We start from the raw sequence: 11,721 nt of genomic DNA on the forward strand, positions 1-11,721 counted from the left end.
TCACGCCAGCCGAGGCGATGGATCGGTTCATCGAGAGCTTCAGCCCTGGGGGTGCCGCTCCGCCTAACGGCTGCGCAACACCCCCAGGGCCTGCATTCTCATGACATGGCGCACTTCAGCTTGAACCCGCACAGCTTCTCGCTTCCGAAAGCCCAAAGCAGGAGATGACGGCGCAACTCTGGTTTCGTTGGGGACGCTGCGCCGGCAGTTCAATGTCCTTCGAGCGACCGCACGCCGCGCATGGAAGGACGGATTTCTTGTCCGTCCGCCAGAGATCGAACAGCCCAGAGATTCAGCGCCGCGTGACAGGTTCCTGACGAAGGCTGAAGCGCGAAAGTTGCTCGAGATTTGTGACACGCCGCACGTCAGAACCTTCATGGCGCAGGCCATATACATAGGCGCGCGGAAGGGATCGATCCTTGCGCTGACATGGGACCGGGTTAACTGGCAAACGGGAATGATAGATTTTCAGGAGCCAGACAAGCCCATCACTGCAAAGCGGAGATCAATCGTCCTGATGACGAAATCTCTCCGAGCGGAACTGGAAGCGGCACGCGCGCTGGCGATCGGGGATTACGTCGTCCACTGGCACGGGAAGCCCGTCCCTACTGGCCTGCGGTGGTCTTTCTCGAAGGCCTGCACGCGAGCTGGCTTAACGTGGCGTCCAACGCCTCACCATCTGAAGCACAGCGTAGCCTCATGGTTCGCTATGGATCGGGTGCTGATTGATCAGGCCGCAGACTGACTTGCTACAGACCCAACCACTCTGCGTCGTGTCTATCGAAAATTCGACTCGACTTACCTTCGTAAGTATCGCTGATGATTTCAGTTTGTAGTGGTCCAGATGGACCACTAAGCCACTTGTGGGTAACTAAATTTATCCAACAAAATCAGTGGCGTCCCGTACGGGATTCGAACCCGTGTTACCGCCGTGAAAGGGCGGTGTCCTAGGCCTCTAGACGAACGGGACAGGACGAGGCGGTTGGTAATTGAGGGCGCTTACCCCGTCAAGGGGCTCGCACAAGAAAAGTATCAAAACAGCACTTTATCCGCGCCTCGGGTGACTCAACTCCGTGATCACGCCGTGCAGCGTGCGCAATTCCTGCTCGGTGACTTCGCCGCGCGTGAAGAAATGACGCAGGTTCCGGACCATGCCCGGCCGCTTCTGCTCGTTGCGGAGGAAGCCGCAGGAATCGAGTTCCCGAATCAGATGCCGCATGAAGTTCTCAAGCTCGCCTTTCGTCGCGACATGCGTCTCATTCGTCATCAGTTCGCGCGGCGGCGTGCCATCTTCTGTTAGCCACCACTCGTACGCCATAATCATCACGGCTTGAGCGAGGTTGAGCGACATGAACGAGGGATTGAGCGGGTAACGAATCAGGGCGTCGGCGCGCGCCATGTCCTCGTTGTCGAGGCCCGCGCGCTCAGGCCCGAACATCAGCCCAACCTTGAGGCCACGCGCGGTCGCCGCCCGCAGCTCCACCGCGCCACCACGCGCAGTCAGGACCGGCTTGACGATATGACGCGGCCGGGGACACGTCGCGAAGACGTGGTGCAGGTCCGCCACAGCGTCATCGACCGTCTCATAGGCCGTCGCCGCCTCGAGAATACGATCGGCGCCAGAGGCGGTTCTCCACGCGCGATCCTGGGGCCAGCCGTCGCGTGGGGCCACAAGACGCAAATGGAACAGCCCCCCGTTCGCCATCGCGCGCGCCGTCGTGCCGATATTTTCCGCCAGTTGTGGGCGCACGAGTATAACGACCGGGGTATTCCCCAATGGCTGAAGATCGGCGCCGCCGTCCCGACCGGTCACGAGCCACGCCTCCAGGTGGTGCCTGTAGGGCCGTCCTCAAGGATCACGCCTGCCTCCGAGAGTTCGGCGCGAATGCCGTCCGCCCGTGCGAAATCCCGCGCCTTGCGGGCCGCGAGACGCTCTTCGATCAGCGCCTCGATTGCTGCTGCGCTCAATGCGCCCTCACCTTCTTCACCACGAAACCAGTCGTCGGGCTCCTGCTCCAGCAGTCCGATCAGCCGCCCTGCCGCGCGCAGGTCGGCGGCCGCGACAGCGTCTCCTTGCAGCGCTGCGCCGGCCAGCGCATGCATCTCCGCAATCGCGCGCGGCGTGTTCAGGTCATCGCACAGGGCAGCCAGAAACGCCGCTGGCGGCGCACGCTCGGCGTCTTCGGGACTCTCCGGCGAACCCGCCAGAGCCCGGTAAAAACGATCAAGCGTCTTGCGCGACTCTTCCAGCCCTGACCACGTAAAATTCAGAACAGAACGATACTGTGCGCTCATCAGAAGCAAACGCAGCGCCTCCACCGGCCCACGCGCCAAAACGTCCCGGATGGTCAGGAAATTGCCGAGCGACTTCGACATTTTCTCGCCGTCGACCAGCAGCATCGCATTGTGCAGCCAGTAATTGGCGAACCGCCCGCCCGGAAAGCAGCATAGGCTCTGTGCGCGCTCATTTTCATGATGGGGAAACAGCAGGTCACTGCCGCCGCCATGAATGTCAAAGCTCTCGCCAAGGTAGCGATGCGCCATCGCAGAGCATTCAATGTGCCAACCCGGTCGTCCGCGACCCCAAGGCGATTCCCACCCCGGCAGATCGGGAGTCGATGGCTTCCACAGGACGAAATCACCTGCGTCACGCTTATATGGAGCGACCTCCACCCGGGCCCCCGCAACAAGCTCCTCCGGATCCCGCCCGGAGAGCGCGCCGTAGGACGGGAACGACGCGACCGCGAACAACACGTGCCCTTCAGCCTCATAGGCGTGCCCATATTCGATCAGACGCGAAATCATCGCCTGCATCTCTGCGATATTATGCGTCGCGCGCGGCTCAATGTCCGGCGGCAGCATGTTCATCGCAGACAGATCTGCATGAAATTCCGCAGTCGTGCGCTCAGTAAGCGCGGCAATGTCCTCGCCGTTATCGCGAGCCCGCGCCGTGATCTTGTCATCGACGTCTGTGATGTTCCGCACAAAGGTCACGCGCGGATAAAGACGCCGCAGGACGCGCGTCAAAATATCGGCGGTAAGCATCGCACGCAGATTGCCCACATGAGGCAAATCGTAGACCGTGGGTCCGCAGTAATAGATACGGACATGTTCCGGATCGAGCGGCGTAAAGGGCGCGACGGCGCGTCGCTGGCTATCGTGAAGCGACAGGACAGGCCGCGTGGCCTCCTGCAGCGGCGTCGGTAAGGTCATCGTCCCGGTCCGGATCAAGAAACAGAAATTCGTGGGTTGAGCGCGCGAACATGCGTCGCCCCTGCCGGGAAGGCAACATCTGGCGCGAACGCCACTGCACATGGCGTCGTTCGCCGAAGTGCCAGCCTGCAGCGCCGCGGCAACAGCAGGGCCGCGACAAGGCGGCGATCTCACAACCGGTCGCCAGACGACCTGAGCGTCGCCCAAAAAAGCCGCCTCGTTACGCTCTCCCCGTCAACTTGGGTCTCAGCGCGGCGTCACCCAGCCATTTCCGGTGGAATCGCCCAGCTGGCCACGGCCTGTAGGCCCGTTGTCCTGATAGGACGACCCAAAATGGGACAGATTGGAGCCCGTCACAGAGTCCCTCTGCACCGACGCCTCATGGTCCGGATCCGGGCCATGCGTCATATCCATGGACGGAGCATCCTGATAACCAGGAGGTAGCGCGTGGTGACCACGAACCGTCATGTGCTCGTGCTGACGCGACTCAGTTCCCGCCACTCCGGAACTCTGCTGCGTCGGGTCGCCTGTGGTAATTTCCGCGCCCGCCAAAGGATCGGACGACGCCGACAACGGCGCCGCCTCAGCCTGCACGATCGGGCCTGCAAGCAGCGCCAAAGCCGCGGCGGCCAAAACACGGGAACGTCGGAAAACAACCATAAAGCACACCTTCAGCGATTGACACTCCCCGCGGCGCGAGGGCCCGACCGGGCCGAACATAAGGATTCGGCGGCGGCCGCAGTCGCCGGTTCGCTGGCCGGGAGCGAACTGACGCGGCAGCTTCGCACGACCGGGACGACAGCGGCAACAACGTTCCACGCAGAGCGTCCCGTCGCCTGACGCCGCGCCCACACGTTGCCTACATAGAGTATGAAGACGCGAACCACTGCGCGCCGAGCAGGCGATCCCAACGCAGACGGAGAAGTGGAGCCATGACCGCGGATCTTTTCGACCTTGAGCAGTCACGACGGGAAGCGCCGGAGGGGCCGCGTCGCCCTGTCCCTCTGGGAGAAGGCGCCGTGCTGTTTCCCGGGCTGGCCCTGCCCGACGTTCCTGCCCTGCTGGCCGGAGTGGATGCCGTAAGCGTGGAATGTCCCTTTGAGCAGTTGGAGACGCCCGGCGGAGGCCGCATGTCGGTCGAAATGACCGCCTGCGGCGCGTTCGGCTGGCGCTCCGACCATAAAGGATATCGGTATGCTCCGCTCTGCCCGGCGACGGGCCGTCCGTGGCCACCTCTGCCTCCTGCGTTCGCCGCCCTGTCGCGCCGCGCCGCCGCCGCCGCCGGTTTTGATCGCGCGCCGCTACAATCCTGTCTCATCAACCGGTATAATCATCGGGCGCGCCTGTCGCTGCATCAGGACCGCGACGAAGGCGAACTCATCACGCCAATCGTTTCGATCTCTCTCGGCGTCGCTGCGACCTTCCTTTGGGGCGGCCTCAGCCGTTCAGACCCCACGCGCCGCATTCGACTGGCGCACGGCGACGTCGTCGTCTGGGGCGGCCCGGCACGTCTGACATTTCACGGTGTGGCGCCGCTGCCGTCCGGCGAGCATCCCGCGACGGGTCCACGTCGCATCAACATTACATTTCGTCAGGTCACGGCGGACATGGATAACTTCTCAACGCCCTGACGCGCGCTTCCCACCCCACGTCGAAGCGCCCTCCGCACATGCCTATTCTGCGGCTGTTGCGTGGCGTCCTGCTTCCTTTGCATCCCATATCAAAGTTAGGCATAAATGCCGCCCCGCGTTCCCGGACTGCCGGGCTCGGGCCATTTTTCACTTCACCAGAGACGCGCAAGAACCGCGCATTCCAGATACCGACAGGAAACGACAATGAGTGTCACGCTCAACCCGACCTCTCCGCAGCAAGCAGTCCGCGCCTCCGCCGACTGGTCGCCGGAGACGTGGCGGTCGTTTCCGATCAAGCAGTCTCCGACTTATCCGGACGAAGCAGCCCTGAAAGGGGTCGAAGCGCGCCTGCATCGATATCCCCCGCTGGTCTTCGCCGGAGAAGCGCGGCGCCTGCGAGCGCATCTGGCCGAAGCGTCCGCCGGCCGCGCCTTCGTCCTGCAAGGCGGCGCCTGCGCCGAGAGCTTCTCGGAATTCTCCGCTGACATCGTGCGCGACACGTTCCGCGTGCTGCTGCAGATGGCCGTCGTCCTCACTTTCGCCGCCAAGGTGCCGGTGGTGAAGATCGGCCGCATCGCGGGCCAGTACGCCAAACCTCGCTCATACGACACGGAGACACTGGGCGACACGGTGCTGCCGTCATATCGCGGCGATATCATCAACGGTTCCGAGTTCACGGCGGAAGCACGCATTCCTGACCCTCAGCGCATGGAGACCGGCTATTTCCAGTCGGCTGGCGTGCTCAACCTGCTGCGCGCGTTCGCTGGCGGCGGCTACGCCAACCTGCATCAGGTGCATCGCTGGAACCTCGGCTTCGTGGAACGTTCGCCTTTGGCCGAGCGCTATCGCGTCCTCGCCGAACGCATCGACGAGACCCTGTCGTTCATGGGCGCGTGCGGCCTGAACGCCAAGACCGCGCCGCAGATCGACGAGACCGAGTTCTACACCTCCCACGAGGCGCTGCTGCTGCCGTATGAGCAGGCTCTGACCCGCATCGATTCGACGTCGGGCGAATGGTACGACTGCTCGGCCCATTTCCTGTGGATCGGCGACCGCACCCGCCAGCCGGACGGCGCACATGTCGAGTTCCTTCGTGGCGTGCGCAACCCGATCGGCGTCAAGGTCGGGCCGACGACGAAGGTCGACGACCTCGAACGCCTGCTGGAAATCCTCAACCCGACGGACGAGGCCGGACGCATCACGCTGATCTCCCGCATGGGCGCGGAGAAGATCCATGAGTTCCTGCCGCCCCTGTTGCGCAATGTGCGCGCCACGGGCCGCAAGGTCACATGGCTGACCGACCCCATGCACGGCAACACCATCTCGACGTCCAGCAAGGTGAAGACCCGCTCGTTCGACGCAATCCTGTCCGAAGTGCAGGGCTTCTTCGACGTGTTCGCCGCTGAAGGCGTAGCGCCAGGCGGCGTTCATATCGAGATGACCGGACAGAACGTCACCGAATGCGTCGGCGGCGCGCATCGCCTGACGGAGCACGACCTCGGCGCCCGTTACGAGACGTTCTGCGACCCGCGCCTCAACGCAGAGCAGTCTCTGGAACTCGCGTTCCTCATCGCCGAGGAACTGACCACCCGCCTGCGCGCTGTTCGCGCGGCCGCCTGAGCAGCGAAGTTCCGGACGGTCTAGGCCGATGCCCGCTGGCGACGATCCGGCGAGCATCGGCCCGACCACCCAACAATGTCGCCCAACCAGTCAGGCAAAATGGACGCCATTCGGGTATCGCACCGAATGCGTTCCTGACCTTCAATACGTGGCGCGTTACAACGAGACTCGGTCTCACGCGCTGAGCGCGCGGAGACGCCCCGCCAGAGCGCTTTTTCTGCTCAGAAGAACTTCCCTGCGCAGCAATGACCTGACAGTCGACGAAAACACGAGCGCCGCTACGACGAAAATCGAGCGCCGAAAAGCTACCGCGCGTAATGCCGAAGCAGAGCAGACGTCTCGCGACCCGCACGGCGCAGCCCCCCCATTCCTCACGCATTCCCGCGCGATAAGACCGCCTTCACGCAAACAACGCGCACGGAGACTTGCTCCCGCCGCCCCGACGGGCGGCTTGCCGTGCGTCCGTCTCCCCGGCAATGCTTCCTTCAGCACGACATATCCGGAGCGGCGGCGGCGTGGACGCCCACCGCCAGCCTCGCGCGTTGTGTCAGAAACGCGCCGCGTGTCCAGGCGCGGAAACCCGCGCGCAGGACAGAAGGAAGTAACGATGACGCCTCCCCCCACCCGACCAACCGCGCCCCCGACGGACACCTCGCTCTCTTCTGGCGTCTCGTCGGCGTGTTACGTGAAGGCGCTCAGTGACGCAGATATCCGCGCCCGGACGGACAGCTACTTCAACCGCACCCGGGAGATCGTAACCCGCTTCGGCGACCGGGCCGTCACTTACGCCGTCTTCATTCGCCGCCCGGTGCTCGCCGCCACCGCCATGCTGGAGAAGTGGCTGGAGAATGTTGCGCGCGAACGTGGGATCGAGATCATCGTCGAGACAGTCCACCCGGAAGGCGACTGGGTCGGCGCAGGTGAGCCGCTGCTGTACCTGACCGGCTTTTTCAGCCACCTGACCGACCTGGAGACACTGATTCTTCAGAAACTTGGACCAGCCTGCGTCGCCGCCCACAGGGCTTACCAGATGGCGCTGTCGCTACCGAAAGCGCAGTTTCTCGCCATGGAGGCCCGTCATTGCGCCGGCTATGAGATGCAGGAACTGATGGCTTACGGAGCCTCTGTCGGCAGCCGCGCCGCGCAGAAAGAAGGCGCGATCGGGTTCATCGGCGGCGCCAACGACGCCACAGCCGCGTTTTTCGGACGGGCTAACGGCTTTGGCACCATGCCGCACGCCCTGATCGGGTACGCCGGTTCGACCGTCCGCGCGGCCGAGATGTTCCACGAGGTTTACCCTGACACCGATCTCGTTGTGCTGGTCGATTATTACGGGCGAGAAATAACGGACGGTCTTGCGGTCTGCCGCAGATTTCCAGAACTCGCCGCCGCAGGGCGACTCGCGTTGCGGCTCGACACGCATGGCGGTCGTTTCCTCGAAGGTCTCGATCCGCAGGAATCCTACGCCGTCATGGCTCGCCATGTGCCGGAGGCGATCCGCCGTTACCGTTCGGAGGGAGAACTGCGATACCTGATCGGCACGGGCGTCTCCGCCGCAGCCATCTGGCGGATGCGGGAGGTTCTGGACGAAGCTGGCTTCGACAAGGTGCGCATCGTCGTCTCCTCCGGCTTCGGCGTGACGAAATGCGCCAGCATGGCGGACGCCAGCGCCCCGATCGACATCGTCGGCACAGGATCGTTCATCCCCAAACTGTGGAACGAGACATACGCCACCGCTGACATTGTCACGTATGACGGGGTCGAAAGCGTGAAGATCGGTCGTGAATTTCTGTTGCCCTCGTTCCGGCGGGCGGAAGCGGAGAAAAAGAAACGCTCCTGACTCCGCCCTCCGTCGGAAGGTGTGCGTCGCGTTCTTCGCCCCTGAATGTGCCAGCAGACGCATTCGGCGCCGGGGTATCCTCTCTGGCCGGGCTCGGCTAGGACGGGACCAATCACATGCAGCGTCTGCAACGGCGTTGTTTTTCAAGACGGCAGAGAGACCATGACAGCAGACATGAGCGACGAAGACTTCAAGGATCACGCCGGTCTCGATGACGAAGCGGCGCCGGGAGAGGAAGACACTGGTTGGCGCGTCCGCATTCTCGATCTGTCGGGCGGCGCAGAAGACAATATCGTTGAAGACGTAAAAGGCTTTCACGACGTGGCTCACGCCAATGCGTTCGCTCGGGCCTATGTCCGCGACAGTGTGGAATTGTGCCGGGCGCCGGGCGCCTCCCCGCGCGACACGCTGAACGCGTGGTTCGCATTCGGCGAAAATGCCGAGGTGCTCGAAGCAGGCGACGACGGCTGGAAATCAGCGACCGAACTCGACGACTTCGTGTCTCGCCCCGCCACGCATATGGAACGTGACTGGCGCTCGCTTGATCCTCGCAGGCTAGTCGAAGACGAAGGCGGAGAGATGGATTTCGGCGCCGACGACGATCTGGGAGCGGCCGACGGGGAGTAATCCCTGGGAGATCGTTTCCAAGCTTCCCGGTGAACTTGCTCCGCGACGCGGCGTCGTGCGCACTGCGCGGTTGCGCCACCCACGACCGAATGGTTATTCGGCATCCGGCGTGTTGGCGATCAGCACATCTCTGAAACGACGAATCTCGTCGTTAAGTCGCGTCAGTTCCGCGATGGACAGGTCGGAACGACTGAGCAGCGTCTCTCCAACGCAGGCGGCGTCCTGCCGCAACGCAACGCCCTGCGGCGACAGGGTCACGATCACCTGACGTTCGTCTTGCGGATTACGTTCCCGGCGCACGAAACCAGCCCCCTCCAGACGCTTCACCAACGGCGTGATCGTGCTCGACTCAAGAGCGAGTCGCCCCGCGATCTCTCCGACGGACTGTCCGTCTCTCTCCCAGAGCACGCTCATGACCAGATACTGCGGATAGGTGACGCCAAGACGATCCAGCACAGGGCGGTAAGCCCTGTTGATCGCAATATTGGCGGAATAAATTGCGTAGCACAGATGGGCGTCAAGCGGTGGGGGGCAGGGCAACGGGCGCAAGCTCGATCTCCGTCAGGGGGTGTCGTTTGTTATCACGGAATTTCATATCGCGATAAATAAAACGCTTTACAAGGCGACGTTCGCCGCTTAGACATTAATTATCGCGATAATTGATACCGCGAAATACAAAAGGATATCGACCATGGCCATTCTCTATCGCGCCGAAGCAACAGCCACAGGCGGACGCACCGGCTCCGCGAAATCAAGTGACGGGCGCCTCGCCGTCACGCTGGACACGCCGAAAGAACTTGGCGGTTCCGGCGGCGACGGCACCAACCCGGAACAGCTTTTCGCCACCGGCTACTCCGCGTGTTTTCTTGGCGCTCTCAAATATGTCGCTGGCCAGAAGAAGGTGAAGCTGTCCGAGGACACGACCGTCACCGCGACAGTGGGCATCGGCCCACGTGACGACGGTCAGGGCTTCGGGCTTGAGATCGCGCTGTCCGTTTCTGTGCCGGGTGTTGAACGTGACGTGGCCGAGGCGCTCGTGGCGCAGGCTGATATCGTCTGCCCGTATTCGCACCTCGCACATAACGGCGCTTCGGTCAGCCTCACCCTCGCATGATCAGATTCCCGCCGGCTTGGGCCGGCGGGGACACCTTCACGACAGGCGGTTCAGCAGTCCGGCTGGATTGGTTAGATGGATCCACGCCAGTTCTCGCGGCCATGCGATTCTACACGAGCGTCATGCGGCGGTTGCTTTCAATAATTGCACCACGAGTTCCTGAAACAATACTTCGGAACACGTGTAAAAAATAAATTATCTTAAGAATTTATATCAGATATGTAAATAGATTGCATATACCACCGGCCCTGCTTGAGCTATTGCTCAGATTTGGAACTTGCACGAGCAACGCTCCATTTCGGCGCGGCATTCGCTGTCCGGCTGTATAATGATCCTGAATTTTGAACGAAGGTTATGGGAAGCGTCAGCCTGGCGCCATGACGCAGTGTTCAAAGAAGTTTCTTAGCGCTAGGTGACGTGCTAGTGTACTTCCTCACATTCTTGACGTTAAGTCGCCCTCGTCGATGCCATTACCCAGGCCAAAAAATTTACCATAGGAAAATATCTTGAAGTTTATAGACTTTTCAGATGGCGATGAACCACTGCACCCGGGCGCGTCGGGCTTTCAGAAATTACGTCCTGCAGAGCGTGTCGCAGGTCCGTATAAAATATGGGAACTTTCCGACGACCGTGGATGGCGTTACGAGTATCACTGGAAAAGACCCTACGAGACGCTCAATCCGATCGGGCTTTATGAAGTCGAAGATGTGATCGTCACGCGTCCCGGCGGAGTGATATTGAACAGATTCGTATGTTACAACAATGCAACGGGCCGCGACAACCAAAGCAGCATCCCGCCACACGACGATTACATCAATTCAAGCAACAAGAATAAGATAATAATCGAAGAACCGGTCATCATCGCCGACGGTGTCGCATTTGATGTCTGGGGGCACTGGATCGTCGACTACTTGCCACGTTTCGGCGTGGTTCGAGACACTTACCTGGCAGATTTCTTTAATCTCAAGATTCTTCTTCCTGCATATACGCCAGCCTGGATCACGGAATTTCTGCTAATATCATGCGGGGTCGCGGAAGAAAATATTCTCAAATACACTCCAGATAGCGACGTAGTCCTTTGCAAACGTGCGATCCTACCGTCCTATTGCTACACAGAAGAATTCGCGTTTCACAGCTACGTAAAAGACTTCTACAGATCGTTTGCGCTCACACCGCCGCCCTCGGGGAAGCTCGAAAAAATACTTGTGTCGCGAAGCAATCAGTCTGGAAGCAACAGACTTTTTCCGAACAGAGACGCATTCGAAAACATCGCCCGAGAACGAGGTTATCAAATCGTACGGCCGGAAGAGCTGTCGATCCCGGAGCAGATAGACGTGTTTTCGCGCTCATCGGTCGTTATTGGAGAGCACGGCTCCGGTATGCATAGCGCAGTTTTTTGTGGCAAAGGAACCGTGGTTGGCTGTATCGGATTTTGGAACGCCGTACAACTTCACATTGGTTATCTCATGGAGCACCGGAACGTCTATCTCACCAAGGGCTGTCTCTGGCCTACGCCGGAGCGCAACGAATACGTAATCGACGTCATGATCGAAGATCTGGTGAGTTTTTTCGACAAAATCGACGCCATGACAGCTGACGCCTTATCAGAGTAAAGCCCCGCTATCGTCCATCCCGCCTTGGACCGGACGACGCTATTGCTGTGAAGCTGAAGTTAT

Annotated in this window: 11 protein-coding genes and 1 tRNA gene; 7 read left to right on the forward strand and 5 right to left on the reverse strand. The window is 61.1% G+C overall.

What is annotated here, in order from left to right:
• Positions 1–187 precede the first annotated feature (187 nt).
• Complete coding sequence (locus tag HK28_RS05950; protein WP_158093409.1) at positions 188–745, forward strand: tyrosine-type recombinase/integrase; 558 nt, start codon at positions 188–190, stop codon at positions 743–745.
• A gap of 149 nt (positions 746–894) precedes the next feature.
• Here the strand turns inward: HK28_RS05950 and HK28_RS05955 are convergent.
• From HK28_RS05955 to HK28_RS05970, 4 genes are all read right to left on the reverse strand, one after another.
• Positions 895–970: transfer RNA gene (locus HK28_RS05955), tRNA-Glu, on the reverse strand.
• A gap of 75 nt (positions 971–1,045) precedes the next feature.
• Entirely contained in the window at positions 1,046–1,813 is a 768-nt protein-coding gene (locus HK28_RS05960) for an RNA methyltransferase (RefSeq protein ID WP_198945814.1), read from the reverse strand.
• Entirely contained in the window at positions 1,810–3,213 is a 1,404-nt protein-coding gene (gene cysS / locus HK28_RS05965) for a cysteine--tRNA ligase (protein ID WP_086643715.1), read from the reverse strand. Before cysS ends, HK28_RS05960 begins: the two co-directional genes overlap by 4 nt.
• A gap of 246 nt (positions 3,214–3,459) precedes the next feature.
• Positions 3,460–3,873 (reverse strand): hypothetical protein, encoded by a 414-nt coding sequence (locus tag HK28_RS05970; protein WP_086643697.1) that lies wholly within the window; start codon positions 3,871–3,873, stop codon positions 3,460–3,462.
• A gap of 272 nt (positions 3,874–4,145) precedes the next feature.
• Here HK28_RS05970 and alkB point away from each other — a divergent pair, with 272 nt between their 5' ends.
• From alkB to HK28_RS05990, 4 genes are all read left to right on the forward strand, one after another.
• Complete coding sequence (alkB, locus tag HK28_RS05975) at positions 4,146–4,844, forward strand: DNA oxidative demethylase AlkB (RefSeq protein WP_086643698.1); 699 nt, start codon at positions 4,146–4,148, stop codon at positions 4,842–4,844.
• 204 nt (positions 4,845–5,048) lie between these two features.
• The gene (locus HK28_RS05980) at positions 5,049–6,464 is read left to right on the forward strand and encodes a class II 3-deoxy-7-phosphoheptulonate synthase (RefSeq protein WP_086643699.1); all 1,416 of its coding nucleotides are present in this window, start codon (positions 5,049–5,051) and stop codon (positions 6,462–6,464) included.
• A gap of 607 nt (positions 6,465–7,071) precedes the next feature.
• On the forward strand, positions 7,072–8,304 hold the full coding sequence (locus HK28_RS05985) for a nicotinate phosphoribosyltransferase (protein WP_233140387.1): 1,233 nt from the start codon (positions 7,072–7,074) through the stop codon (positions 8,302–8,304).
• Between the two features lie 174 nt (positions 8,305–8,478).
• Positions 8,479–8,931: a hypothetical protein gene (locus HK28_RS05990; protein WP_086643717.1), complete on the forward strand. Its 453-nt coding sequence runs from the start codon at positions 8,479–8,481 to the stop codon at positions 8,929–8,931.
• A gap of 93 nt (positions 8,932–9,024) precedes the next feature.
• On the opposite strand, the gene HK28_RS05995 is transcribed toward HK28_RS05990, so the two are convergent.
• Positions 9,025–9,480, reverse strand: a complete 456-nt coding sequence (locus tag HK28_RS05995) for a MarR family winged helix-turn-helix transcriptional regulator (protein ID WP_369823606.1) — start codon at positions 9,478–9,480, stop codon at positions 9,025–9,027.
• Between the two features lie 142 nt (positions 9,481–9,622).
• On the opposite strand from HK28_RS05995, the gene HK28_RS06000 reads away from it, so the two are divergent.
• Both HK28_RS06000 and HK28_RS06005 read left to right on the forward strand, forming a co-directional pair.
• The gene (locus HK28_RS06000; protein ID WP_086643700.1) at positions 9,623–10,045 is read left to right on the forward strand and encodes an organic hydroperoxide resistance protein; all 423 of its coding nucleotides are present in this window, start codon (positions 9,623–9,625) and stop codon (positions 10,043–10,045) included.
• A 506-nt stretch (positions 10,046–10,551) separates the two neighbouring features.
• Positions 10,552–11,658, forward strand: coding sequence for a DUF563 domain-containing protein (locus HK28_RS06005; RefSeq protein ID WP_086643701.1), 1,107 nt, complete (start codon positions 10,552–10,554; stop codon positions 11,656–11,658).
• Positions 11,659–11,721 lie beyond the last annotated feature (63 nt).

This window comes from Acetobacter sp. DsW_063 (assembly GCF_002153745.1).
In the GTDB taxonomy this organism is placed as follows: domain Bacteria; phylum Pseudomonadota; class Alphaproteobacteria; order Acetobacterales; family Acetobacteraceae; genus Acetobacter.

Coding starts and splice junctions, on each gene's coding strand:
- cysS (WP_086643715.1), bottom strand. CDS start 3,213: ATGACCTTACCGACGCCGCTGCAGGAGGCCACGCGGCCTGTCCTGTCG.
- HK28_RS05985 (WP_233140387.1), top strand. CDS start 7,072: ATGACGCCTCCCCCCACCCGACCAACCGCGCCCCCGACGGACACCTCG.
- alkB (WP_086643698.1), top strand. CDS start 4,146: ATGACCGCGGATCTTTTCGACCTTGAGCAGTCACGACGGGAAGCGCCG.
- HK28_RS05970 (WP_086643697.1), bottom strand. CDS start 3,873: ATGGTTGTTTTCCGACGTTCCCGTGTTTTGGCCGCCGCGGCTTTGGCG.
- HK28_RS06000 (WP_086643700.1), top strand. CDS start 9,623: ATGGCCATTCTCTATCGCGCCGAAGCAACAGCCACAGGCGGACGCACC.
- HK28_RS05990 (WP_086643717.1), top strand. CDS start 8,479: ATGAGCGACGAAGACTTCAAGGATCACGCCGGTCTCGATGACGAAGCG.
- HK28_RS05980 (WP_086643699.1), top strand. CDS start 5,049: ATGAGTGTCACGCTCAACCCGACCTCTCCGCAGCAAGCAGTCCGCGCC.